The sequence below is a fragment of the Halomonas urmiana genome (genome assembly GCF_005780185.1).
Lineage (GTDB): Bacteria > Pseudomonadota > Gammaproteobacteria > Pseudomonadales > Halomonadaceae > Halomonas > Halomonas urmiana.
Genome location: NZ_VBUI01000014.1, coordinates 97,255 through 119,628, shown reverse-complemented (window position 1 = coordinate 119,628; position 22,374 = coordinate 97,255). Strand labels below are relative to the sequence as shown.

Sequence of the window (22,374 nt, the reverse complement as noted above, 5' to 3'; positions counted from 1 at the left end):
AGCAGTGAAACCGATCAGCGCCGATGGTAGTGTGGGGCCTCCCCATGCGAGAGTAGGTCATCGTCAGGCACCTATTCAGAAACCCCGGCCATTGGTCGGGGTTTCGTCGTTTCGGGGGCCTCCCCATGGAGAGTCCCGGAGTGCCGGCCAAGTCATCGTCAGGCACCTATGCCGAGAAAACCCCGAGCTCAGCGAGCTCGGGGTTTTTTCATATGGGGCGCAGGGTTTTGTGACCGGGCAGGGGAGAGCGGCTCGCCCAGCTCCGGTGCGATGCGTCGTTCACCCCTCCTGTCATGCGCTGCCCCAACAGCAACGCCCCCGCCTCGAAGGAGGCGGGGGCGTTTTGGTTCGGGGCGCCGGGAGCGGGGCAGGGGCGGGGTAGCCAGATCATGCGTGAGCGGCTAGGGTGTACGTCGATACACGTGCAATGGATTACGATATCTCAGGAGGAGATGATCATGAAACAGAGCAACATGCTGCGCAAGCTTGGCCTGGCCCTGCTGATCGCCATGCTGGGGGCCGGCCTGGCCGCCTGTGAGGAGGAAGGACCTGCCGAGCAGGCGGGCGAGAACATCGACGAGTCTGTGGAAGAGATGGGAGAAGGCGTCGAAGAGATGGGCGAGAACCTGGAGCAGGCGGCGGAAGACGCGCAAAACTGATTACAGCATCGTGGCAAGGAAAAGGCCGGGCAGGCATTGCCCGGCCTTTCGCGTTTCGGTTCGAGGTGTGGCGAGTGATCAGCTCGGGTTCTGCTCGATGCCCTGGAGGTACCAGGGCGCATCATCGCGCAGCTGACGGATCAGGTGCCAGGTCTCGTTGAACTCGGTTTCCTCGTCGTTCTCGGCGATGATGCCGTGGAAGATCACCGTGGCCTCGGCCTGCTGGCCGACCTCGCGGATATCGCCCAGCTCGGCGAACAGGCGAACGATCTCGGTGCGGTTGTTGGCCGGCTGGCGGTCGCGCTCCTCGCGCAGCAGGTTGTAGAGCTCCGGCGTCACGTACTCCTGGATGCCGGCGAAGTCGTTGTTGTCCCAGGCGCGCTGCAGGGTCATGAAGTGCTCCTTGGCACCGCCCAGGAAGCGCTCGCGGTCGAACCACTCGGGCTCCGAGGCGAGTCCGCCGCCCATCTGCGCACTCGCGGCCTGGAAGGCATGGGGACGCGCCGCAGTCTCTTGGGGGCTCGGTTCGCCCGCCGTGGCGGTCCGCCGACGGCTGGCGAACAGCCGGAAGAGTAGGAAGGCCACGCCGGCGACCAGCAGAATGTCCATCAGGCGAAGTTCATCGAAGGCGCCGCCGAAGAACAGTGCGGCGAGCAGGCCACCGGCCAGCATGCCGCCGAGCATCCCGCCCAGGCGGGACTTCGGACGAGTCTGGTTGGTGCGGTTGCCGGCGGCGTCTCGGCTGGTGGTGGCGGCGGGCTGCTGCACGCTGCGCGACTGGCTGCCGAAGCTCTTGCCGCCACCCAAGCGGCGGGCATCGGCATGGTCCACGGCGAGGCCGAAGCCCAGCACGCCGACCATGAGCATGACGAGGAGGTGACGCATCGGGGGAATCTCCATCGAGGAAGGGGGGGGGGGTGATACGGGAAAAATCGGAAGTTTCCATTCTAGCGGCTATGCTGGTCGGCCACGACCACTAACCGCGCCACCATCACCTACCAAGGAGCCCGACCATGCGCCTGTCACGAGAGAAGAGCCTGCTGCTGATCGTCGACCTGCAGGCCGGCCTGCTGCCAGTGATCGAGCACGGCGAACAGGCGGTCACGGAGGCGGCCTGGCTAGGGGCGCTGGCCGGCTCTCTGGAGGTGCCGGTCTGGGTCACCGAGCAGTATCCCCAGGGGTTGGGGGGAAGCGAGCCCCGCCTGCTGGAGGCGCTGCCGGATCATCGCCTCTGGCAGAAGCTGCATTTCGGTGCCCATGACGAGCCGGCCTTCGCCGAGGCGCTGGCCGAGAGTGGCAAGCGTCAGGTGGTGCTGTGCGGCAGCGAGGCGCATATCTGCGTGATGCAGACGGGGCTCGGCCTGCTCGAGGCGGGCTACGAGGTCTATTGGCTGGTCGAGGCGACCGCCAGCCGTCGTGTCGGTGAGGCGCGTCTGGCGAGAGAGCGGATGACCCAGGCCGGCGCGGTGGCGGTGAGTGCCGACATGGTGGCCTACGAGTGGTTGCAGCGCTGCGACGACGAGCGCTTCAAGCAGGCTCACCGCCGCTTCCTCAAGGGGCGCTCGGCGCGCCCTCTGACGTTCAATTGAGCGTCTGGATGAGCGGCCTCAGGTGGCGCCCTCGGCGCGGGTGAAGACCAGGGTGTCGCCCTCGGAGAGCGCGGCGTTGAAGGCGTAGCCGGCCACGTCGAAGTCCTTCAACCCCTCGGGGTCGTCGAGGCGCTCGCGGATCATCCAGGCGCCCATCAGCCCGCGGGCCTTCTTGGCATAGAAGCTGATGATCTTCAGCTTGCCGTTCTTCTCGTCCTTGAAGACCGGGGTGATCACCCGGGAGGCGAGCCGCTTGGTGTCGATCGCCTTGAAGTACTCGTTGGATGCCAGGTTGACCAGCACCGGGCTGCCGCTGGCGGCCACGGCACGATCGAGCTCGGCGGTCAGCGTCGCCTTCCAGAAGGCATAGAGATCCTTGCCCGCCGGGTTCTCGAGTCGGGTGCCCATCTCCAGGCGGTAGGGTTGGATCAGATCCAGTGGGCGCAGCAGGCCGTAGAGGCCGGAGAGGATGCGCAGGTGCTCCTGGGCGAAGGCGTTGTCGCCGTCATCGAAGGTGTCGGCCTCGAGGCCCACGTAGACGTCGCCCTGGAAGGCCTGGGCGGCGGGTTTGGCATTCTCCGGGGTGAAGGGCGTGTGCCACTCGGCGAAGCGGGCGGCGTTGAGCCCGGCGAGCTTGTCGCTGATGCTCATCAGCTCGCTGAGCCGCTGGGGCGAGTAGTCCCGCAGGATCTCGATCAGCTCCTGGCTCCGTTCGAGATGGTCCGGCTGGGTGTGCCGGTTCGTGGTGGCGGGGGTCTCGAAGTCTAGCGTCTTGGCGGGCGAGATCACGCTCAGCATGGGGAGCTCCTGTCGCGGAAAGGTGGCCGGATGGCGGTAGCGCGCAGTATATCAAGTCGCCTGCACGCCATGGGCTATCGGGGAGATAGCCTCTACCCACCTCGCCTTTCAGGGAGCGGCCGCAGGCCCCCGGCGGCGTAACAAGTGGCTAGGGTTGAGTCACCGACGGGGCGAGCGTATGCTTGCCATCCCAAAGCCCCGGCGGAGCCCGGAAGGCCATCGTTTATTGCCAGGAGGGATGCCGGACACAGGGCGTGGCCGGCTTCCCTCCGCTTCACTGGACGCAGGGTAGTTGCCATGCCAGAGGCATCCTCACTGTTCACCCGGCTCGAATACCGGCTTGCGCAGCAGCTGTTTCATATTCGCTGGCTGCCCCGTTCGCCGCGAACGCAGCGCCTGACCATGCACCTCTTCCAGCGCTGTGCCGATGCCGGGCATCCGGCGGCGCTGGCAGAGTACGGGCACATGCTCTTCCATCGTGGCGTCAGTCCCCAGGACAAGGCCCGCGGAGCGCGCTATGTGCTCGAGGCTGCCCAGGCCGGGGACATCAAGGCGCAGTATCAGGCGGGTCAGATCCACGAGCACGGCTGTGCCCAGTATCCTCGGCGCGACGACCACGCCGTGACCTGGTACGCACGTGCCGGTGAAGCGGGCCATCCCTTGGCGGCGACCCGCCTCGCCCGGGCCTATCGCCATGGCGAGTTGGCCCTGCCGGTGGATGCCGAGAAGGCCGGGCACTGGCAGGCCCTGGCCGATCGCCTGGCCGGCTTCCATGAGTCACAGGATGACGCCACGTCGCGGGCGAGTGCCCTGGGCGCCGCAGCAGTGGACAAGGCCGGAGGCGAGACGCGACACTAGGCCTTTGCCGCGACGGCACCGGCCACTTCGACCAAGGACTCTCCCGCCCGTGACGCTACCCACACTGCTGGATATCGAGGCGTCCGGCTTCGGGCGCGGCAGCTACCCCATCGAGGTCGGCCTCGCCCGCGCCGATGGCAGCACCTGCGCCTTCCTCGTCCAGCCGCTGGACGAGTGGACGCACTGGGACCCCAAGGCCGAGTTGCTGCACGGCATCAGCCGCGGCCGGCTGCAGCGCGAGGGGTATCCGGTGCGTCAGGTGGCGCGCTGGCTTAACGATGAGCTGGGAGAGGTTGGCATCGCCTACAGCGACAGCTGGGGCTATGACAACACCTGGCTGTCGCTGCTCTTCCATCATGCCGGCATGCTGCCGGCCTTCCGCCTGGAGGCGCTACGCATCCTGCTGAGCGAATCGCAGCAGGCGCTGTGGAGCCGCACCAAGGAAGCCCTCATCCTCGAGCGGGACATCCATCGGCATCGCGCCGGGGAAGACGCCCGCCTGCTGCAGCTCACCTACCAGCGCACCCTCGAACTCGACGCCGACGCCTGACGCGACAGGCGCCCCGAAAACTTCAGTCTCTGCTCTCCCGCCATGACCACGCTCGGACTCGATGCACGGCCTCGCCACGGTCATGCGGTGCCGATGGCGAGGCCGAGGCGCCCCGTATGCCCTCGATCAGGCGTCGCGGGCCAGCCGGGTCTCCAGGGCGTTCAGTAGCTCGATGGGGGCGGTGGCATCGATCAGCTCAGCCCGGGTCCGGCCGTTCAGGAAGCCCTGTTCCACCGTGCTGTCGAGAAACGTCAGCAGCGGCGCGTAGAAGCCGGCGCTGTCGAGCACGCCGATGGGCTTGTCGTGCAGACCCAGGTAGTGCCAGGTCCAGGCCTCGAAGAACTCCTCCAGGGTTCCGATGCCGCCGGGCAGCGCGATGAAGGCATCGGCGTGGGCCGCCATGCTGGCCTTGCGCTCATGCATGTTGTGCACCCGTACCAGCTTGGTCAGGCCGTGGTGGGCCTGTTCACGTTCGACCAGGTGGTCGGGCATCACCCCGATCACCTCGCCGCCGGCGGCCAGCACGGCATCGGCCAGCCGGCCCATCAGGCCGATGCGGGCGCCGCCGTAGACCAGGCCGTGGCCGCGCCGAGCGAGCTCCTCGCCGAGCCCCTCGGCGGCCTCGAGGTGTTGCGGGTCGCGGCCCTCCCGGGACCCCAGGTAAACGCAGAATCTCGACATGCTCTCCTCCTTGGCAGGGCCATCATGCTGGCGGTTTCGGTCACGGCACCGGATGTGCCCGGTCCGCAAACGCGAAGGGCGCCTTCAAGGCGCCCTTCGCGGTCATGATGGTCGGCTCAGCGAGCGCCCGAGGCGTCGCGTTTCATGGCCTGGCGCAGCAGCTTGATGCCCACGCCGCTGATGACGATCATGCTGGTGATCAGCGCGAGACTGGCAATCACATGGGTATCCAGGTACATCCGGAGTTCTCCTTATGTTATCGGAATGGGGTCGTCGGGGACTATGTCGCGGGGTGATGCAATCGGCCGGGTGGCGGAGTCACGGTAGGCAGTCGGCTACCCCGTAGTACGCGTCGAGCCACTGGCCGATGACGTTCTCGCCGCACAGGTGGTGGGCATACTGGGTATGCAGGCAGCGGACTTGGTCGCGGTTGGCGATCCCGCCGATGCCGCGCGCGGTGAGCACGCCATCATACCCGAGGCGGAAGACCTCCGCCTGCTGCGCCTCGCTCATGTAGGCCCAGCGCGCGGCCACGTAGGCGTCGTGGCTGCGGTGGTAGGCGGCCAGGAAGTCGGGATCCTCCTGCAGGCGGGTCTCCAGCTGCTTGATCACCCCGGCGGCCTCGATGTGCGAGATCTCGATCTTGAGACGCTCCGAGCAGAGCCAGTAGAGCGTCGGGAAGGGCTTGCCATCGACGATGGGCGCCATGCGCAGCACCAGCGGCGTGCCCTCGCCGTCGGTGGCGGCCAGGGCCTCGATGCCGCGGGGCGCGCGGCCGAGTTGCTCGGCGATGATGGCCAGCTGGCGCTCATCAGGGGCCTGATCGGTTCGGATCACCATCGTCGTTGTCCCGTACAAACTTGTTCGAGTGCCCCACGGCCAGGAAGAAGGCGCGGTTGAGCTGCTCGGGGGTGGGCACGTAGCGCCATTCCCGCTCGCAGTACTCGCCGGCCCTTGCCATCAGCACGTCGTAGAGGCGATTGAACGGCGCATCATAATCGTAAGGGTCGGCGCCGAACAAGCGGATGTGCGGATAGTCGGCGAAGCGGTCGATGAAGTAGCGCGTCAGGTCGGCCTCGACGGCGCGGTGGCGAGGGGTGTCGTCCGGGTCCAGCCAGAGGGTGTAGCGGATGGCCATGGGGGCTCCCGTCGGTGGAGGGCTGTGGGGATATGACAGCGGCGTAGCGGGTTCGGCTCCGGCGGCGCTCGGTTCAGCGCCGCGCCAGCGGAGCCTCGCGGGCGCCGGTCAGGCGTGCCAGATCGCCGGGGGCGAGGCGGATCTCGAGCCCCCGCCGGCCGCCGCTGACGTGTATCGCCTCGAGGGCCCGGGCGCTCTCATCGAGGAAGGTGGGCAGGCGCTTGCGCTGGCCCAGCGGACTGATGCCGCCCACCACGTAGCCGGTGGCGCGCTCGGCCTCGGCGGGGTCGGCGAGGCTCGCCTTGCGCGCCCCGGCGGCTCGGGCCAGTGCCTTGAGATCGAGCTGACAGGGCACCGGCACGATGGCTACCGCCAGGCGGCCGTCGTCGAGGCGGGCGAGCAGGGTCTTGAACACCTCGTCGGCCGGCAGGCCCAACACCCGGGCGGCCTCCTCACCGTAGGCGGGGGTGCGGGGATCGTGCTCGTAACTGTTGAGCTGGAAGGCCACGCCGGCCTTCTCCAGTATCTTCACGGCCGGGGTCATGCGTCTGTCGGCTCCTCCTGGCGATGGGCCTCCAGGGCCTCGCGCAGCTCCCCCTCGATGGGCACGGCCTGCTTGGTCGCGTGATCGAAATGCACCATCACGGCATGGCCGAGGTTGGTCAGCCGGCCATCCTGGCGCGCCTCCTGGCTCACCGTGAAGGAGCTGTTGCCGAGCCGCGAGACGTAGGTGCGGATCTCGATCTCGCGGCCGTACTGCAGCTCGGCCCGGTAGTCGACCTCCATGCGCGCCATGATCAGCCGCCACTTGCGCGGGTCGAGGTCCGGCGTGAAGAGCCGGAAGAGGTCGTTGCGCGCCAGCTCGAACCAGGCCGGCAGGCGGGTGTTGTTGACGTGACCCAGGGCATCGGTGTCGTAGAAGGCGGGTTCCACGGTGCGAACGAACATCGGCGGTTTCCTCGTGAGCGTCTCGGGAGGGACAGCTTTGCCCCGAGCAAGCGCTCGGTCAAGTACCGGCGCTGGGCGCTCGGGTCTGGCGCGCGGTGTACCAGGCGCGCAGGCGGGTCCAGGCCAGCAGCCAGGCGGTGGCGACGACGAAGCCGGCCAGGGTGCCGACCAGCAGCCCGAAGCGTTCGTAGGTATGCGAGACGCACAGCGCGTACCAGAGCAGCGAGCCGAGTCCGGCTGGGTAGTGCTTGATCACCGTGGCCACCGGGGCGGCGCCGTGGGTCAGGTGCAGGATCACCAGGAAGGGGTACATGGTCACCGGAAAGGCGGCCATGACCCCGGCCCAGGCGGCCGGCATCACGTGGGCGAGGCCGGTGATCAGGAAGATGATGCCGGCGGCCAGGGCGGCCCGTAGGCCCAGCGCCGCCCAGCTGAAGCCGCCCCGCGGGCCGGCTGCGGTATCCGGGACCCGTCGATAGAGCCCGATGAAGAGCGCGATCGCGGCCAGGGTGGTGAGGGTACCGGTCAGCCGCGTGAACTCCACCTGGGTCAGCAGCAGGCTCACGGTCAGCCAGGCGATGAAGCCGCCCGCGCTGCCGGCGAGCACGCCGGGCAGGCCATCGCGCCGGGCGCAGAGCAGATAGCCGCCGCCCAGCGCCAGGGTGGCGCTGAAGCCGGCCAGGGTGTGCACGGCGCTCTGGGTGGCGAAGGCCGGCGAGATCTCCAGGCCGATGAAGAACAGGGCGATGGCGGTGCCCAGCGGGTAGCCGGAGAGCAGGCCGGCCATGCGGGTGCTGACACGCTCGGCGATCATCGAGAGGCCGAGTACCACGCCGATGGAGACCACAAGCTTGGCCAGCTGCCAGGTGAGGGGAACGTCCATATCGTCAGTGGGTCCTTATCATCAGGGTAAGACGCGTCGTCGGGGGTGCGGGCTCAGACCAGACGCAGCCCCTTGAGGTCGGTCCAGGCGGCTCGGAGCGCTGCGGCCAGCGGTTCGCGCAGGTGCTCGGGCAGCGCCTGTTCGGCCGCCTCGACGCTCTCGGCATCGCGGTTGCGCAGCCAGCAGTAGGCCCAGGCGCAGGCCTCGTCGTCGCCGGCCGGCACGGGGCGAGCGGGCATCTGCACCAGCAGAAAGGTGGCGGTGCGCGCCGCCCACAGCGGCGGCTCATCGCCGTCGGGGCGGCTCCAGGCGGCGAGCGTCTCGCCGCTCGGGGTCTCCTCCGGCAGGCCGGTCCGCGTCACCCGGGCGGTCTCGGCGAGCAGCAGCGCCAGGCGATCGGCATCGCCCTGGCCCAGGGTCAGCCACTGGGCGACCAGGTCGGGCAGGCCGCGGCGCACCTTGGCATAGAAGCCGTCTTGCGGCATGGTCTTTGTCATCTTGTTGGCCTTCTGGGAGCGGGAACTGCACATGGAATTCGATTTTGCCACGCCCGTCGAGCGTCGCCACCCATCGGTGGGTGACTGGCCCTCACAGAAGTGGCATCGCTACGGCGAGGACGTGCTGCCGCTGTGGGTCGCCGACATGGACTTCGTCTCGCCCCCGGCGGTCATCGAGGCGCTGCAGGCGCGGGTCGCCCACGGCGTCTTCGGCTACGGCCAGGTACCCGACAGCCTCAGGCAGGCGGTCTGCGACTGGAGCGCCGAACACTACGACTGGGCCATCGAACCGGCGTGGCAGCTGTGGCTGCCGGGCGTGGTGCCGGCCCTGCACCTGGCCAGTCTGGCGTTCACTGCGCCGGGGGACGGGGTGCTGACGGTCACGCCCATCTATCCGCCCTTCCTACACGTCGCCGAGCGTACCGGGCGCCTGCCCCAGCAGGCGGCGCTACGGCCGCCGGTCGCCGCTGGCGAACCCTGGCGGCTCGATCTCGAGGCGTTGGAGGCGGCGATCACTCCCGCGACCCGGCTGCTGCTGTGGTGTCAGCCGCATAACCCCACCGGGCGCGTCTGGACGCGGGAGGAGCTGGCGGGGCTCGCCGAACTGGTCGAGCGCCACGAGCTGCTGGTGGTCTCCGACGAGCTGCATTGCGACCTGCTGCTCGACGAGGGGGCCCGCCACACGCCCCTGGCCGCCGCCTTTCCCGCGCTCGCCTCGCGTATCCAGACCCTCTGGGCGCCCTCCAAGACCTTCAACCTGGCGGGGCTCACCACGGCCTGCGCGGTGATTCCCGACGCCGGCCTGCGGCGGCGCTTCGCCGCGGCGGCCAAGGGCCTGCAGCCGGATGGCAACGTGCTCGGACTGGTGGCCGCCGAGGCGGCCTATCGCCACGGCAACGCCTGGCGCCAGGCGCTGATCGAGACGCTGCGCGACCATCGCCGGCGGCTGGTCGAGCGGGTGGCGCACTGGCCGGGGGTCGCCATGAGCGCGCCCGAGTCCACCTACCTGGCCTGGCTGGACCTGCGCGAGGCGCCTGCCCTGCAGGGGGCCGAGTACTCTCCCCAGCGCCTGCTGCTGGAGCGCGCGGGCGTCGCGCTCTCCGACGGTGCCGACTTCGGCTGGCCGGGCTTCGTGCGGCTCAACTTCGGGACCACGGCGGCCCAGCTGGAGGCGGCCCTGAGCCGGCTGGACGGCATGCTGCAGGGCTGAATTACCGCGCACCGGCGCAGGGCTCAGGCGGTGACGGCCGCTCCGTGGGGCGGCCGTTTTCGCGAAGGTTCCGATTCGGGATAGGGCCTTGGCGGGACCTGTCGGATCGAGGGTCAGTAGAGCAAGGCGAAGAGCTTGCGGCGATAGGTGACCGTCAGCGGGTGATCGGCACCTAGGGCGTCGAAGGCCTGCAGCAGGGTGCGACGGGCGGCATCCTCGCCGTAGGCCCGGTCACGCTTCATCAGGCCGAGCAGGGCCTCCAGGCCGGCCTCGTACTGGCCATCGGCCAGCTGGCGCAGGGCGCGCTTGAACTGCGCTTCGCTGTCGTCGCGCTCGCCCAGTGCGGCCAGCTCCTCGGCGGAGGGCGCCTGCTCGCCGAAGGCGATGCTGGCGCGCACGCCGCGCGCCGGGGCGGCATCGCGCTCCTCCGGCGGCAGGTTGTCGAGCAGCTCGCGGGCCTGCTCGGCCTCGCCGTCGGCCACCAGGGTGCGGGCCAGCTCCACCTGGTAGGGCGTGTGCTGGGGATACTGCTGGATCAGCTCTTGATAGATGCTCCGGGCGGTGGCGGCATCGCCGGCGGCCAGGGCCTCGGCGGCCTGGTCCTCGGGTGTCTGCGGCGCCTCCTCCGGGGCCGGGAAGTAGCGGCCCAGCCACTCGCGGATCTGCTTCTCCGGCAGGGCGCCCTGGAAGTGGTCGACCAGGCCCCCCTGGCTGATCAGCTTGACGTCGGGCGCACTCTGCACGCCCAGCTGGGCGGCGATTTCCGGTTCCTGATCGATATCCAGACGGCCCAGCAGGAAGGCGCCCTGGTATTCCCGGGCCAGCTTTTCCAGCACCTGGCTCAACTGCTGGCTCGCCGCTTCGCTTCGGCTGCCACAGTCGAGCAGGACCGGGACCTGCATGGAGGTCTCGAGCAGCTGCTGGATGTTGCTGCGATCGACGTCGAGGACGACATCGGCCTGCTGGCCGTGGGCGGGCCCGGCTTGGCTCTCGCCGGCGGACGTGTCGGTGGTGAGCGGCTCACCGGTGCGGGGGTCGACGATGGGCATGGTGACGGTAGCCTTGATCCAGGGTGAGTTTGTCCACTAGATGCGGGCCGCCGGCGGCGACTTCAAGGGCCGATCGAGGGACCGGCGGGTAAGGAGCGTGCGAGCACAGTGGCGGGCACAACGAAAGAAGGCGTATCGTCCGGGGACGATACGCCTTCTTGAATTTGGTAGCGGGGACCGGATTTGAACCGATGACCTTCGGGTTATGAGCCCGACGAGCTACCAGACTGCTCCACCCCGCATCAACGTGAGACACATTTTACACGTCCTTTGCCTTTAGTCAATGGTCAATGTCCAACGCTCGTCCCAGGGCCGGTTTCTGGTCCATACTCGGAGGGCGTCACAAAAATGACTGTCCAACAACTCATAATGGTCATGCTGGTGGTGGCCCGCCGGGTCACCTCATATTGATGTCATTCATATCAGGGAGATAGCCAATGACAAATCAAGCACCCGTCGCCTGGGTCACCGGTGGTACCGGCGGCATCGGCAGCGCCATCTGCCGCGAACTGGCTTCGCAGGGCTACATGGTGATCGCGGGATATCACAATCCCGAGAAGGCGAAGGCCTGGCTGGAGACCCAGAAGGCCGAAGGCTACGACAATATTGCCCTGTCCGGAATCGACCTCACCAGCTACGACTCTTGCGTAGCCGGAGTGAAGGAGGTCCGCGAAGCGCATGGTCCCGTCAGCGTGCTGGTCAACTGTGCTGGCATCACCCGCGACGGCACCATGAAGAAGATGTCGCCGGAGCAGTGGAACGAGGTGATCGACACCAACCTCAACAGCGTCTTCAACACCTGCCGCAGCGTGATCGAGGACATGCTGGAGCAGGGCTATGGGCGCATCATCAACATCTCTTCCATCAACGGCCGCAAGGGGCAGTTTGGCCAGGTGAACTATGCGGCGGCCAAGGCAGGGATGCATGGCCTGACCATGTCACTGGCTCAGGAGACGGCCACCAAGGGCATCACCGTCAATACGGTGTCGCCCGGCTATATCGCCACCGACATGATCATGAACATTCCCGAGAAGGTGCGCGAGGCCATCCGCGAGACCATACCGGTCAAGCGCTACGGTACCCCCGAGGAGATCGGCCGCCTGGTCGCCTTCCTGTCCTCCAAGGACCAGGGCTTCATCACCGGCGCCAATATCGACATCAACGGTGGCCAGTTCATGGGCTGATCGCCCGACCGCCGCAGCATACCGGCCGCCGGTGACCCCGGCGGCCGATAGCAGAACGCGAGGCCTCGGCCTCGCGTTCTTGTGTCTGGACGGGAGGTGTCGGCTCAGGGTGGCGGCCGCTCGGCAAGGATCTCGAGCATCCGGTCGAGCTCGCCAACCTCGCGCTCCCAGGAGTGCTCGGGCATCGGGCCGTTGGCGAGCAGCTCGCCGAGCAGTTGATGGAGCTCGTCGGCACGGGAAATCGCCTGGCCCATGTTCTCGTTGAGCCGTTCCACCTGGATCGCCAGGCGCAGCGGGTCGTCGCGATGCTGGACGCGACCGCCGGCTAGCAGGGAAAGGTGGGCCCGCAGGCGGGCGAGCTTCTCCTGGGCCTCGGCGGTGGTGCCGGCTTGGCGGGCGGCATTGCGTGCCTCGTGGGCGCGGCGCAGCTCGGGCGGCAGGTCCAGCTCATGGGGCCGGGGGACCTCCTCGGCGGGGCCACCGGCCAGGTGCCGGGCATCCGCCCGCAGGTGTGCCGTGAGCAGCGGGCGGATGGCCTGCCAGCGGTTGGCCTCCTCGGTCAGGGCCAGGCGGTCCAGGCGCTCGCGGCGCGCCCGCACGATGCCGCTCCAGCGGCGACGCATGCCCTCGGTGCGCCGACCGGAAGGCAGTGGCTCCAGCGCCGCGGCCTCGCGGATGGCCTCGTCCAGCACGTCGGTCTCGCGGCTCTGCGTGGGGTGCCAGGCGTCCATCCGGTCGATCAGCGCCTGCATGGCCTCCAGTCGAGCGCGTTGGCGCTGGGCCTGATCATCGCGGGCGGCTTCGCGGCTGGCGAAGATCTCGTCGCATAGTCCGCGAAACTCCCGCCACAGGACCTGCTCTTCCCCCTTCGGTGCTCGCCCCAGGCTTCGCCAGCGACGCTGCAGGGCCTTGGCCTGGTCGGCCCGTTGGCCGGGCGGCAGGTCGCGTGCCAGCAGCTCGCGGATCTCGTCGATCAGTGCCCGCTTGGCTTCGGCGATCTCCCGCGCCCGCCGATCGATCAGCGCCTGCAGCTCATGGAGGATGCGCCCGAAGCGTCGGCCGATCGGTTCGGCCTGCTCGCGTGGCACTGGAGCGAGGCGGCGCCACTGCTCGCGGGCGCGGTCGCGAATCTCGCGCAGCCCGTCGGGGTCGGCCTCATGGGCGGGCTGCTCGAGCAGCGTCTCGAGCTGCTCGCATAGCGCCTGGCGAGCCTCCAGATGGCGCTGTCGCTCGGCCTGCTGGCGCTCTCGCCAGGGGGCCAGGCGTTCCTTGATGCGATCGGAGGCGGTGCGGAAGCGGGCGGACAGCTCGCGGTTGGCGGCGGCGTCGCCCAGCGCCTTCCACTCCTTGACCAGCTGGCGATGGCGACGGTCGAGCTCGGTCTCGCTCACCTCGGTCTGCTCGGCCAGCGCCTCGATGGCCTGGCACAGCTGGTCGCGCTTGGGACCGGCGACGAAGCCGCGCCAGTCGCGAAGCTCGGCCAGCCTCGCCGCCAGGCGCTTGAGCCGCGCCTGGTCCGCAGGCGGGGGGGGCTTGGGCAGCCGTTCGGCCTGCTGGCGCAGGCGCTGGTGGAGTCGGCTGGCGCCCTTGAAAGCGCCGCGCTCCAGCAGGACTTCCAACTGGCCCAGCTCCTCGGTGAAGTGGGCGAGCTGGGCGCCCGGCTCGCCGCCGTCGTCCTGAGTCTCCCGGGCCAGGCGCTCTCGGGCGCGGGCCAGCAGCGGCGTTGGCGCCAGTCGCGCCGGCCAGCCGCAGGCTTCGACCAAGGCGCCCAGGCGATCATCATCGCCTTCCGCCAGCGCCTGCTCGATGGCGTCGGCGCGTTCGTCCAGGCGCACCCGGGCCTGAACGATCCGTTCGTACTCGGCGAGCGCCTCGTCGTAGCGATGGCGCAGCGCCTCATCGGCCAGGTGATAGTCGGAGAGCGCCTGCCAGCGGCTGGCCATCAGGCGCTTCTGGGCGCGCAGGCTGGCGATGTCCTGATCGGTGAGCTGCTCGCCCTGATGCAGGCCCTCGAGGCTCTCTTCCAACGCCTCGACGAGGGATTCTCGGGTCTGGTCGGCATCCTCGCGCCGGCGGTGGTCGGCATGGCGGGCATGCTCCTGGGCCTCGTGATCGCCGATGATCTTGCGACAGCGTTGGCAGGCGTCCTGATAGCGGCGCTCCTGGCGCGCATCCGCCAGGTCGCGAAGCTTCGCCCATTCGCGCATCAGGTGGCGCAGGCGGCCGGCATAGAGTGGCTCCCAGGGGCCATGGGCGTGGCGTTCGAGTTTCTCGAGCAGTGCCTCGCGCTCGGCGCGGGCCGCCGCCAGGGAGGCGGCATCGGCTCTCAGTCGATTGAGGCGTTCGCGGGCCTGGCGGGCCACCTGGCGATCACGCCGGGCCTGGTGGGCCAGCCGGGAGAGGCCCGCCTCGCTTTCGACCCGCGCGGCGGCGGCATGACGCACGGCGGCGATGCCGTTGTCGCAGGCCTGACGGACCAGGTCTTCCTCCGCATCGAGGCGGGCCAGCGCGGCCAGACGCAGCTGCTGGTTGTCGCCCTGCAGGGCCAGCTCGTTGAGCAGCGTCCGATCCTCGAGCCGTTCCACCAGCGCGATGCGTGCCGGCAGGTCGTGATGGCCGAGGCGCCCGGCGAGCAGGGCGACCAGGTGCTGCCTGAGCTCGGGCGAGGCGTCCGACAGTTCGCATAGCGTCAGCAGGCGTTGGGGGTCGTCGAGGGTTTCCAGGGCGGCCAGGCGTACACCGGGATCGGGGTCCAGTGCCAGCCGCTCGAGGGTGCGGCGCTGGTCATCGCTGCACGGGTCGAGGCGCGACACCGCGTGTCGCCGAACCTCGGGGTCCGGGTGCTTCCAGCGCGGGGAGAACAGGCGGCGAAGGAGTCCTGGCATGGGGCATCCTGACGAGGAGAGCGCTCCCGAGCGGGGCGCGAGATGATCGTTGTTATCGGTAAAAACGCGACAGAACATGATGCCATTGTATCTAAGCACGTGACGTGGCGGCAGAAAAGGCTCGACGCTGGCGAGGTGTGGCTGCCTGGAGACACTGACAATGCGCCCCTATGTCCTTATGATCGGTTGCAGGGTTGCAGTCACTCGCTTAGCTTTGAGTGGTACCCCGACCATCACCCGACGTGGAGTTCGGCAATGAGTCTCAATATGGACAGGGACCGTATGGCCTTCACCTTCAAGGGGGGGATGCTGCCGATGACGGTCATGGAACTGACCAGTGCCGACCCCGAGCGCATTCGCGAACAGCTAGCGGGCAAGCTCAGCCAGTCGCCGGCCTTCTTCCAGCATACCCCGGTCGTTCTCAATGTGGAGAAGCTTGAAGAGCCGCACCTGGCGCTTGAGCGCATCTGCGCGGTATGTCGTGCCCACAAGCTGCTGCCGGTGGCGGTGCGCGGCGGGCCGGACCCGGTCAAGCAGTCGGCCTGGGCCCTGGGGCTGGGCTGGTTTCCTCCCCAGGAAGCCTCGCGCCCGCGCCCCCTGGAGAGCGTTGCCGACGCCGTGCCGGCCGAAGAGGTCGAGCTCGACGAGCCGGTGGATGCTTCCCCCGAGGTTGCTCCCGAGGCCCTGCCCGGCGCTGTCGCCAGGGGGCGTATCTACCGCGGCACGGTGCGCTCCGGCCAGCAGGTGACCGCCCCCGAGGGCGACCTGGTGGTGGTCGGCGCGGTCAACGCCGGGGCCGAGGTGCTGGCCGCCGGCAACGTGCATGTCTACGGCGCCCTGCGCGGGCGGGCCCTGGCTGGCATCCACGGTGACGTCAAGGCAGGTATCTTCTGCCGCGAACTGCATGCCGAGCTGCTCTCGGTGGCCGGCAACTACAAGCGCCTCGAGGACATCGACCCGCGCATGCTGGGCACTACCGTCCAGGTTCAGCTGTTCGACGGCCAGCTGAGCATCAAGCCGCTGGACTGATGTCGGCCAAGCGCATGACGCCAGGGCTCATGCCCGCGTTTCTTTTCCTCATGACAAGACAGGATGTGACATTTGGCCAAGATCATCGTTGTGACCTCCGGCAAGGGAGGGGTCGGCAAGACGACTAGCGCAGCCGCCATCGCCACCGGGCTGGCGCTGCGTGGCAAGAAGACCGTGGTCATCGATTTCGACGTGGGGCTGCGTAACCTCGACCTGATCATGGGGTGCGAGCGCCGCGTGGTCTATGACCTGGTCAACGTCATCCAGGGTGAGGCGGGCCTCAATCAGGCCCTGATTCGTGACAAACGGGTCGATAACCTGCATATCCTCCCGGCCTCCCAGACCCGCGACAAGGATGCCCTGACCCAGGAGGGCGTCGAGAAGGTGCTCGACACCCTGGGCAAGGATTTCGATTTCATCATCTGCGACTCCCCGGCGGGTATCGAGCGGGGCGCCCAGCTCGCCATGTACTACGCCGACGAGGCGATCGTGGTCACCAACCCCGAGGTCTCCTCGGTGCGCGACTCCGACCGCATCCTCGGCCTGCTGGCGTCCAAGACCCGGCGCGCCGAGCGTGGCGACGACGCCATCCGGGAACATCTGCTGATCACCCGCTACAACCCCAGCCGAGTCGACCTGGGGGACATGCTGAACCTGGACGACATCCGCGATATCCTGGCCATCGATCTGCTGGGCTTGATCCCCGAGTCCGAGGCGGTGCTGCGGGCCTCCAATCAGGGGGTACCAGTGACCCACGACGACAACAGCGATGCCGGCCAGGCCTATGCCGACACGGTGGCCCGGCTGCTCGGGGAGGAGGTGCCGCTGCGCTTCCACGAGTACCAGAAGAAGAGCCTGTTGAGCCGCATGTTTGGAGGAACCCGCCGGTGAAGTTGCTCGATTTCCTCAAGCGAGAGCGCAAGAAGTCCGCGTCGGTCGCCAAGGAGCGGCTGCAGATCATCGTGGCCCATCAGCGCACTCAGCGTGGGCAGCCCGACTACATGCCGCTGCTGGAGAAGGAGTTGCTGGAGGTGATTCGACGCTACGTGCAGATCGATGACGACGCGGTCAACATCACCCTCGATAGCGAGGACAACTGCTCGGTGCTGGAGCTCAACGTGACCCTTCCCAAGGCCTGAGCGGGTGGCAGCGACGGCCGTCCTACGCGAGTCCCGGCGGCTGAGCCTGCCCGGGCGCTGTGGTAGGCTGGGCCGCTGAATTCATGCCTTCGGAGAGCTCGCCCATGGCGCAGTCGACAGCCGCCCCGCAGACCTTCCTGTGGCACGACTACGAGACCTTCGGTGCCGACCCGCGCCGCGATCGTCCCTCGCAGTTCGCGGCCATCCGCACCGATGCCGAGTTCAACGAGATCGGTGAGCCGCTCGAGCTCTTCTGCAAGCCCGCCGACGACTTCCTGCCCCACCCCCAGGCCTGCCTGATCACCGGCATCACGCCGCAGCAGGCGCGTCGCCGCGGGCTGCCGGAGGCCGAGTTCGCCGGCCGTATCGAGGCGGCCATGAGTGAGCCGGGCACCTGTGCGCTGGGCTACAACAGCCTGCGTTTCGACGACGAGGTGAGTCGTCACCTCTTCTATCGCAACCTGCTTGACCCCTACGCCCGGGAGTGGCAGAACGGCAACTCGCGCTGGGACCTGATCGACGTCGTGCGCGCCTTTCACGCCCTTCGCCCCGAGGGCATCGAGTGGCCGACCCGCGATGACGGCGCGCCGAGCTTCAAGCTCGAGGACCTGACCGCCGCCAACGGCATCGCCCATGCGGGAGCCCACGATGCCCTGGCGGACGTTCGCGCCACCATCGCCCTGGCGAAGCTCCTGCGCGAGCGCAATGCCCGGCTGTTCGACTACCTGCTCGGCCTGCGCGGCAAGCGCGCCGTCTCCCGGCAGTTGGACCTGCCCAGCCGCAAGCCGGTGCTGCACATCTCGCGGCGCTATCCGGCCAGTCGTGGCTGTAGCGCCCTGGTGATGCCGCTGGCCGAGCACCCCACCAACCCCAACGGGGTGATCGTCTTCGATCTCTCGATGGATCCGACCCCGTTGATGGAGCTCTCGCCTGAGCAGATCCGCGAGCGGGTCTTCGTCAGCAACGACGACCTCGCGGAGGGCGCCGAGCGCATTCCGCTCAAGGTCATCCATATCAACAAGTGCCCGGTGCTCTTCCCGGCCAGCGCGCTCAAGGACACCTCGGGGCCTCGCCAGGGCGAGTACGGCCAGATCGTCGAGCGCCTGGGGCTCGACCTGGCTGCGTGCCGTGAGCACTGGAAGCGACTCGCCGCCCGTCCCGAGGTCGCGGCACGGGTTGCCGAGGTGTTCGCCGCGCCCCATCCCGAGCCGCCCCACGATCCCGACCTGATGCTCTACGCCGGCGGCTTCTTTTCGCCGACGGATCGCCAGCAGATGCAGCGGGTGCGCGAGACCGATCCCTGGGACCTGGTCGGGGCGCGCTTCGCCTTCCAGGATCCGCGACTCGAGGAGATGCTGTTTCGCTATCGGGCCCGCAGCTATCCCGACACCCTGGAGAGCGAGGAGCAGGCGCGTTGGGAGGCCTTCCGCTGGGAGCGCATGAACGACCCGGTCGTCTCGAGCCTCACCCTCAAGGCCTTCGCCCGCGAGATCGACCGGCTCAACGGCGAGCCGCTCGCCGACCGCGACCGGCAGATCCTCGAGGAGCTGGTGATGCATGTCGAGGCGATGATGCCGCCCCAGGCCTTCGGCTGACGAAGTCCGCGCCTTCGAGCCACCAACGACAGCGCCCGGCCATCTGGCCGGGCGCTGTCGTCTTCGGGGCGGGACGCGTCAGTCGGCGTCATCGGGCAGCGGTGCCAGGTGCCGGCTCAGGGCCAGCACGTCGCTGGGTTCGTCGCCCGGATCGAAGCTGACCCGCGCCACGGCGCTGTCGCTGAGCGCCGGCCAGGCCTGGCGCAGTTCGTCGGCCGTCACCGTCAGGACGCGCTCGGCGAGGCGCCGGTGGCGGTCGAAGTCGGTGTCGTCGTTGGCCAGCGCATGCCATAGGCGATTGGTGCGCCCGGCGAGGCTGGTATCGCGCTGCATCAGCGCGTCGTGGACCGCCTGCCGATAGGGCGCCAGCGCGTCGTCCTCGAGCGCCTCGAGCCGCTCGGCGAAGTCGTCCAGGAAGGCGTCGATATGGCCCTGGATCGCCTCGCTGTCGGTGTCGGGGGACTGCACCAGCAGGCTGATGCCGGGAGCATCGAGCATGGGGGAGTAGCCGGCATTGACCACGTAGCCCAGCTGCTGCTCGGTGCGCAGGCGCTGGTAGAAAGGCGTCTCCAGCAGCTGGCCCAGCAGCGCCATGCGCGCCTGGCTCGTGAGCGAGCGGTCCGGCCCCTGCAGGTAGCGCAGCACCAGCGACTCTTCCCGGGTGGTGGTCGGGACGAGCTCGGGCAGGTCTTCCGCCTGCAGGGGAGTGAGGTCGGGAATGGCCCCGGTGGGCAGGGTCGGGGCGAGCGCCTCGGCCACCTGGCGCGCCTCGCGGCTGGCGAGCTCGCCCGTCAGGTTGCCCACCGCCATCGCTTCCAGGTGCAGTTCGGCGAGGAAGCGTCGGCGGAAGTCACGCAGGTCGGCGGCCTCGAGGTCGCCGATCGCCTCAAGCAGCGCCTCGCTGGGCCACTGTGGGCGCACCAGCGCCTCGGACAGGGTGCGGTGCGCCTGGCGGTAGAGCGCATCCTGCGGGGCGTTGCGCCACTCGCGCTGGAGACGGTAGCGCACCCGCTCGAAGGTCGCCTCGTCGATGGTCGCCTCCTCGAGCTGGGCGATGACCCGTGCGATCAGGCGGTCCTGGCGATCCCGCCAGCCGGAGAAAGACAGGGTGATGCCTCGGGCGTGGGCATAGGCCTCGAAGCGGTGGCCGGCCAGGCGTGCCGGATAGAGGGTCTCGTTGAGGCTGTCGACGAGCCAGCCGGCAAGCAGCCGTGAGAGCGCCGCCTCGCGGGCCTCGCGGCTGGCGGCGGGGTGCTGGAGACTGAAGCGCCATTCCACCTGGGGGGTGTCGAAGGTGGCGTCCGCCATGTGCCAGAAGTCGAATCCCGCCTCGTCGATGGTCAGACCCGGCACCTCGTCCTGGCCTTCAATCAGCGTGAGATCGGAGGCGATGTAGGGGTTGGGCTCGGGCAGGGCGATACCGGGCAGCGGCTCGCCCGCGTCGTCCATCGCGACCTCGCGCCAGGGGGTGTCGAACCAGGGCGAGACGGCGTCGCCCTCGACCTCCGGGCCGCTGTAGAGGCGCAGCAGCCGGTCGGGGCGCAGGCCGTCGAGCCACTGTGCGATCAGCTCGCGGTCGAAGCCGTCGTGGCGGTAGGGCGCGACGTTGACGTCCTCCAGCGGATAGCGCGAGAGGTTCATGGACAGCCGCATGGCGTCGCCCTGGGGCGCGCCGTGCTGCTGGAAGCGAAACTGCTGGTCGGCCAGGCGCGCCTGCTCCTCGTAGCGCCACGCCTCGAGGCCACTCTCGCGGATGCGCTCGATGGCCGCGAACAGGCTCGCCTGGACGCGGGGCAGCGCCTCGGCGCCTTCCGGGGTCAGGCTGATGTCCACGGCGAACAGCGCGTGGCGGCCATCGCCGCGGGTCACCCCGGCGGAGAGGCCGTCGGCCCAGCCCGCCTCGCGCAGCGCCGCGAGCAGGCTGCCTTCACCCTCGTGGCCGAGCAGGTGGGCCAGGTAGTCGGCCGGCTTGTGGCGATAGGCGGTCTCGGGGTCGGGCACCGGGAACAGGAAGCTGACCCGCTGGCTATCGCGCACCGACTCGAGGCGTGCGGCGCGCGGCAGGTGCTGCGCCTCGATCAGCGGCGCCTCGATGCTTGGCCGGGTGAGGCCACGGTCGGGCACGTCGGCGAAGCGCTCGGTGACCAGGGCCTCGAGTTCGTCGAGGGGCTGGGGCGCGACCACGGCCAGGTGCATGACGTTGGCGTCGTAGTGCGCCTCGTAGAAGTCGATCACGCGCTCGCGCAGGCTCGGTTCTCCCGCCGGCCGGTCGGCCAGGGTCTCACGACTGCCCACCGAGAAGCCGGTAGTGGGGTGGTCGGGGTTGAGCAGCTGGTCGAGCACGTCCTGGGCGCGGCGGCCATCGTCGCGCAGCCGCGCCTGGTACTCGGAGTGCACCACGTTGCGCTCGCTCTCCAGGCGCTCGGCGTTGAACAGCGGCGACACGAAGAAGCGGCTGAAGCGGTCTAGGGCGCCGGCCAGGGCGTCGGGCTCGATATCGAAGAAGTAGTTGGTGTCGTGAGGCGCGGTGAAGGCGTTGTGGCTGCCGCCGTGGCGGCTCAGGTAGCCCTGGTAGGCATCGGCCTCGGGATAGGCGTCGGTGCCGAGGAACAGCATGTGCTCGAGATAGTGGGCCAGGCCGGCGAGATCCTCGGGGTCCTGGGCGCTGCCCACGTCCACGTTCAGCGAGGCGGCGGCCTTGTCGGCCTGCGAGTCGCTGACCAGCAGCACGCTTAGCCCGTTGTCGAGGGCCAGGGCACGGTAGTCGCGATCGTCGTGGGGGCTGACCTTGGGCGAGACGATCGCCTGAATGGCGTCGGCGCGGGCAGACAGGCCCGACAGCAGGGCTGCGGCAATGGCCAGCCAGACAAGCAGGCGGCCCGGTTGACGGCAAGAGGCAGGCAAGGCGTGGATCATCATCGCTCCTGTGAGACGGAATGGCGCAGCATGGGGCCGGTGGGATGGGCGCAGCTCGGCTCCTGGCAGGCGGGGTCGTTGACCTTCCTTGATACCATGAAAGCGCCCAGGAGTTCCGCGGGGGCGGGCTCGAGCAGGGCCTGGGCATCCTGCGGCGAGGTCTGGGGATCGAGCCAGCGCGCGGCCCGGCCGGGCTCGATCACCGCCGGCAGGCGGTCGGTGATCGGTGCCAGCAGGGCGTTGGTCGGCACCGTGATCAGCGCCATGGAGTCGTGGTGCTGGCTGAGGCTGGTGTGAAAGCGGCACCAGATGCCCGCCAGCAGCAGCGGGCCGCGATCGGCGCGGGTGACCAGGAAGGGCTGCTTGAAGCGCGGCTGGGGCTTCCAGGCGTAGACGCCGCTGACCGGCACCAGGCAGCGTCGCGCGGCGAAGGCCTCGCGAAACATGGGGCGCGTCTGCAGGGCCTCGGCCCGGGCACAGTGCGGCGCATGATCGAGCACCTTGAGCCAGGGGGGGGTCAGCCCCCAGAAGGCCGTCGCCAGGCGCGGTCGTCCGGCGTCCAGGCGGATCATCGACAGGGGGCGGCGCGGCGCTAGGTTGGGACCGGTGATCAGGGCGGCCTCGGTGATCAGGTCGGGCAGCAGGCGCTCGAGGTCGAGCGGGGCGATGTGCAATCGGCCGGCCATGGGGACTCCGAGTAGATGGAGCGTCAGGGTAACCAAGTCCTTCGGCGGAGAAAAGCCGCGAACGCGGCGCGATCCGGCCG

Annotated in this window: 24 protein-coding genes and 1 tRNA gene; 10 read left to right on the top strand and 15 right to left on the bottom strand. The window is 68.9% G+C overall.

The features are described 5' to 3' along the window. The first annotated feature begins 458 nt into the window (after nt 1–458). A complete protein-coding gene (locus FEI13_RS10530; protein ID WP_204758396.1) occupies nt 459–659 on the top strand; it encodes a hypothetical protein in 201 nt (66 codons plus the stop codon). 78 nt (nt 660–737) lie between these two features. Here FEI13_RS10530 and FEI13_RS10525 read toward each other — a convergent pair whose 3' ends face one another. Continuing rightward, nucleotides 738–1,544, bottom strand: coding sequence for a Tim44 domain-containing protein (locus FEI13_RS10525; RefSeq protein ID WP_138181489.1), 807 nt, complete (start codon nt 1,542–1,544; stop codon nt 738–740). Between the two features lie 128 nt (nt 1,545–1,672). Here FEI13_RS10525 and FEI13_RS10520 point away from each other — a divergent pair, with 128 nt between their 5' ends. Then, nucleotides 1,673–2,248, top strand: coding sequence for an isochorismatase family protein (locus FEI13_RS10520; RefSeq protein ID WP_138181488.1), 576 nt, complete (start codon nt 1,673–1,675; stop codon nt 2,246–2,248). An 18-nt stretch (nt 2,249–2,266) separates the two neighbouring features. On the opposite strand, the gene yaaA is transcribed toward FEI13_RS10520, so the two are convergent. Beyond that, entirely contained in the window at nt 2,267–3,046 is a 780-nt protein-coding gene (gene yaaA / locus FEI13_RS10515) for a peroxide stress protein YaaA (protein ID WP_138181487.1), read from the bottom strand. A 297-nt stretch (nt 3,047–3,343) separates the two neighbouring features. Between yaaA and FEI13_RS10510 the strand changes: the two genes are divergently transcribed. Both FEI13_RS10510 and FEI13_RS10505 read left to right on the top strand, forming a co-directional pair. Next, entirely contained in the window at nt 3,344–3,904 is a 561-nt protein-coding gene (locus tag FEI13_RS10510) for a tetratricopeptide repeat protein (protein ID WP_240036494.1), read from the top strand. Nucleotides 3,905–3,953: 49 nt separating this feature from the next. Next, nucleotides 3,954–4,454 (top strand): hypothetical protein, encoded by a 501-nt coding sequence (locus FEI13_RS10505; protein WP_138181486.1) that lies wholly within the window; start codon nt 3,954–3,956, stop codon nt 4,452–4,454. A 126-nt stretch (nt 4,455–4,580) separates the two neighbouring features. On the opposite strand, the gene FEI13_RS10500 is transcribed toward FEI13_RS10505, so the two are convergent. From FEI13_RS10500 to FEI13_RS10470, 8 genes are all read right to left on the bottom strand, one after another. Beyond that, nucleotides 4,581–5,135: an LOG family protein gene (locus FEI13_RS10500; RefSeq protein ID WP_138181485.1), complete on the bottom strand. Its 555-nt coding sequence runs from the start codon at nt 5,133–5,135 to the stop codon at nt 4,581–4,583. Nucleotides 5,136–5,251: 116 nt separating this feature from the next. Beyond that, entirely contained in the window at nt 5,252–5,374 is a 123-nt protein-coding gene (locus tag FEI13_RS19660; RefSeq protein WP_275668730.1) for a hypothetical protein, read from the bottom strand. A gap of 79 nt (nt 5,375–5,453) precedes the next feature. Continuing rightward, nucleotides 5,454–5,975: a DUF501 domain-containing protein gene (locus FEI13_RS10495; protein WP_138181484.1), complete on the bottom strand. Its 522-nt coding sequence runs from the start codon at nt 5,973–5,975 to the stop codon at nt 5,454–5,456. Next, nucleotides 5,947–6,273 carry a hypothetical protein gene (locus tag FEI13_RS10490; RefSeq protein WP_138181483.1) on the bottom strand — a complete coding sequence of 109 codons (327 nt, stop codon included), beginning with the start codon at nt 6,271–6,273 and terminating at the stop codon, nt 5,947–5,949. Before FEI13_RS10490 ends, FEI13_RS10495 begins: the two co-directional genes overlap by 29 nt. A 73-nt stretch (nt 6,274–6,346) precedes the next feature. Further along, entirely contained in the window at nt 6,347–6,817 is a 471-nt protein-coding gene (gene ybaK / locus FEI13_RS10485; RefSeq protein WP_138181482.1) for a Cys-tRNA(Pro) deacylase, read from the bottom strand. Beyond that, nucleotides 6,814–7,221, bottom strand: a complete 408-nt coding sequence (locus tag FEI13_RS10480) for an acyl-CoA thioesterase (RefSeq protein WP_138181481.1) — start codon at nt 7,219–7,221, stop codon at nt 6,814–6,816. The genes ybaK and FEI13_RS10480 overlap by 4 nt, the downstream gene beginning before the upstream one ends. 58 nt (nt 7,222–7,279) lie before the next feature. Beyond that, the gene (locus tag FEI13_RS10475; protein WP_138181480.1) at nt 7,280–8,104 is read right to left on the bottom strand and encodes a hypothetical protein; all 825 of its coding nucleotides are present in this window, start codon (nt 8,102–8,104) and stop codon (nt 7,280–7,282) included. Nucleotides 8,105–8,157: 53 nt separating this feature from the next. Then, a complete protein-coding gene (locus FEI13_RS10470) occupies nt 8,158–8,589 on the bottom strand; it encodes a hypothetical protein (RefSeq protein WP_138181496.1) in 432 nt (143 codons plus the stop codon). 43 nt (nt 8,590–8,632) lie between these two features. On the opposite strand from FEI13_RS10470, the gene FEI13_RS10465 reads away from it, so the two are divergent. Further along, nucleotides 8,633–9,811, top strand: coding sequence for a MalY/PatB family protein (locus FEI13_RS10465; protein WP_138181479.1), 1,179 nt, complete (start codon nt 8,633–8,635; stop codon nt 9,809–9,811). A 113-nt stretch (nt 9,812–9,924) separates the two neighbouring features. Here the strand turns inward: FEI13_RS10465 and FEI13_RS10460 are convergent, their stop codons facing one another. Together FEI13_RS10460 and FEI13_RS10455 are read right to left on the bottom strand one after the other, a co-directional pair. Further along, entirely contained in the window at nt 9,925–10,860 is a 936-nt protein-coding gene (locus tag FEI13_RS10460; RefSeq protein WP_138181478.1) for a co-chaperone YbbN, read from the bottom strand. A 165-nt stretch (nt 10,861–11,025) separates the two neighbouring features. Next, a tRNA-Met gene (locus FEI13_RS10455) sits at nt 11,026–11,102 on the bottom strand. Between the two features lie 195 nt (nt 11,103–11,297). Between FEI13_RS10455 and phbB the strand changes: the two genes are divergently transcribed. Further along, nucleotides 11,298–12,044, top strand: a complete 747-nt coding sequence (gene phbB / locus FEI13_RS10450; protein ID WP_138181477.1) for an acetoacetyl-CoA reductase — start codon at nt 11,298–11,300, stop codon at nt 12,042–12,044. Nucleotides 12,045–12,148: 104 nt separating this feature from the next. Here the strand turns inward: phbB and FEI13_RS10445 are convergent, their stop codons facing one another. Continuing rightward, nucleotides 12,149–14,929, bottom strand: a complete 2,781-nt coding sequence (locus FEI13_RS10445; protein WP_138181476.1) for a DUF349 domain-containing protein — start codon at nt 14,927–14,929, stop codon at nt 12,149–12,151. A 255-nt stretch (nt 14,930–15,184) separates the two neighbouring features. On the opposite strand from FEI13_RS10445, the gene minC reads away from it, so the two are divergent. From minC to sbcB, 4 genes are all read left to right on the top strand, one after another. Continuing rightward, complete coding sequence (gene minC / locus FEI13_RS10440) at nt 15,185–15,958, top strand: septum site-determining protein MinC (RefSeq protein ID WP_138181475.1); 774 nt, start codon at nt 15,185–15,187, stop codon at nt 15,956–15,958. A 72-nt stretch (nt 15,959–16,030) separates the two neighbouring features. Beyond that, the gene (minD, locus tag FEI13_RS10435; RefSeq protein WP_138181474.1) at nt 16,031–16,849 is read left to right on the top strand and encodes a septum site-determining protein MinD; all 819 of its coding nucleotides are present in this window, start codon (nt 16,031–16,033) and stop codon (nt 16,847–16,849) included. Next, nucleotides 16,846–17,097, top strand: coding sequence for a cell division topological specificity factor MinE (gene minE / locus FEI13_RS10430; RefSeq protein ID WP_071944062.1), 252 nt, complete (start codon nt 16,846–16,848; stop codon nt 17,095–17,097). The genes minD and minE overlap by 4 nt, the downstream gene beginning before the upstream one ends. Nucleotides 17,098–17,201: 104 nt before the next feature. Next, a complete protein-coding gene (sbcB, locus tag FEI13_RS10425; RefSeq protein WP_138181473.1) occupies nt 17,202–18,692 on the top strand; it encodes an exodeoxyribonuclease I in 1,491 nt (496 codons plus the stop codon). 78 nt (nt 18,693–18,770) lie between these two features. On the opposite strand, the gene FEI13_RS10420 is transcribed toward sbcB, so the two are convergent. Next, on the bottom strand, nt 18,771–21,608 hold the full coding sequence (locus FEI13_RS10420) for an insulinase family protein (RefSeq protein ID WP_138181472.1): 2,838 nt from the start codon (nt 21,606–21,608) through the stop codon (nt 18,771–18,773). Next, a complete protein-coding gene (locus tag FEI13_RS10415; protein ID WP_138181471.1) occupies nt 21,608–22,294 on the bottom strand; it encodes an SOS response-associated peptidase in 687 nt (228 codons plus the stop codon). The genes FEI13_RS10420 and FEI13_RS10415 overlap by 1 nt, the downstream gene beginning before the upstream one ends. Nucleotides 22,295–22,374: the final 80 nt, after the last annotated feature.

Coding starts and splice junctions, on each gene's coding strand:
- FEI13_RS10530 (WP_204758396.1), top strand. CDS start 459: ATGAAACAGAGCAACATGCTGCGCAAGCTTGGCCTGGCCCTGCTGATC.
- FEI13_RS10525 (WP_138181489.1), bottom strand. CDS start 1,544: ATGCGTCACCTCCTCGTCATGCTCATGGTCGGCGTGCTGGGCTTCGGC.
- FEI13_RS10520 (WP_138181488.1), top strand. CDS start 1,673: ATGCGCCTGTCACGAGAGAAGAGCCTGCTGCTGATCGTCGACCTGCAG.
- yaaA (WP_138181487.1), bottom strand. CDS start 3,046: ATGCTGAGCGTGATCTCGCCCGCCAAGACGCTAGACTTCGAGACCCCC.
- FEI13_RS10510 (WP_240036494.1), top strand. CDS start 3,344: ATGCCAGAGGCATCCTCACTGTTCACCCGGCTCGAATACCGGCTTGCG.
- FEI13_RS10500 (WP_138181485.1), bottom strand. CDS start 5,135: ATGTCGAGATTCTGCGTTTACCTGGGGTCCCGGGAGGGCCGCGACCCG.
- FEI13_RS19660 (WP_275668730.1), bottom strand. CDS start 5,374: ATGTACCTGGATACCCATGTGATTGCCAGTCTCGCGCTGATCACCAGC.
- FEI13_RS10495 (WP_138181484.1), bottom strand. CDS start 5,975: ATGGTGATCCGAACCGATCAGGCCCCTGATGAGCGCCAGCTGGCCATC.
- FEI13_RS10490 (WP_138181483.1), bottom strand. CDS start 6,273: ATGGCCATCCGCTACACCCTCTGGCTGGACCCGGACGACACCCCTCGC.
- ybaK (WP_138181482.1), bottom strand. CDS start 6,817: ATGACCCCGGCCGTGAAGATACTGGAGAAGGCCGGCGTGGCCTTCCAG.
- FEI13_RS10480 (WP_138181481.1), bottom strand. CDS start 7,221: ATGTTCGTTCGCACCGTGGAACCCGCCTTCTACGACACCGATGCCCTG.
- FEI13_RS10475 (WP_138181480.1), bottom strand. CDS start 8,104: ATGGACGTTCCCCTCACCTGGCAGCTGGCCAAGCTTGTGGTCTCCATC.
- FEI13_RS10470 (WP_138181496.1), bottom strand. CDS start 8,589: ATGCCGCAAGACGGCTTCTATGCCAAGGTGCGCCGCGGCCTGCCCGAC.
- FEI13_RS10465 (WP_138181479.1), top strand. CDS start 8,633: ATGGAATTCGATTTTGCCACGCCCGTCGAGCGTCGCCACCCATCGGTG.
- FEI13_RS10460 (WP_138181478.1), bottom strand. CDS start 10,860: ATGCCCATCGTCGACCCCCGCACCGGTGAGCCGCTCACCACCGACACG.
- phbB (WP_138181477.1), top strand. CDS start 11,298: ATGACAAATCAAGCACCCGTCGCCTGGGTCACCGGTGGTACCGGCGGC.
- FEI13_RS10445 (WP_138181476.1), bottom strand. CDS start 14,929: ATGCCAGGACTCCTTCGCCGCCTGTTCTCCCCGCGCTGGAAGCACCCG.
- minC (WP_138181475.1), top strand. CDS start 15,185: ATGAGTCTCAATATGGACAGGGACCGTATGGCCTTCACCTTCAAGGGG.
- sbcB (WP_138181473.1), top strand. CDS start 17,202: ATGGCGCAGTCGACAGCCGCCCCGCAGACCTTCCTGTGGCACGACTAC.
- FEI13_RS10420 (WP_138181472.1), bottom strand. CDS start 21,608: ATGATCCACGCCTTGCCTGCCTCTTGCCGTCAACCGGGCCGCCTGCTT.
- FEI13_RS10415 (WP_138181471.1), bottom strand. CDS start 22,294: ATGGCCGGCCGATTGCACATCGCCCCGCTCGACCTCGAGCGCCTGCTG.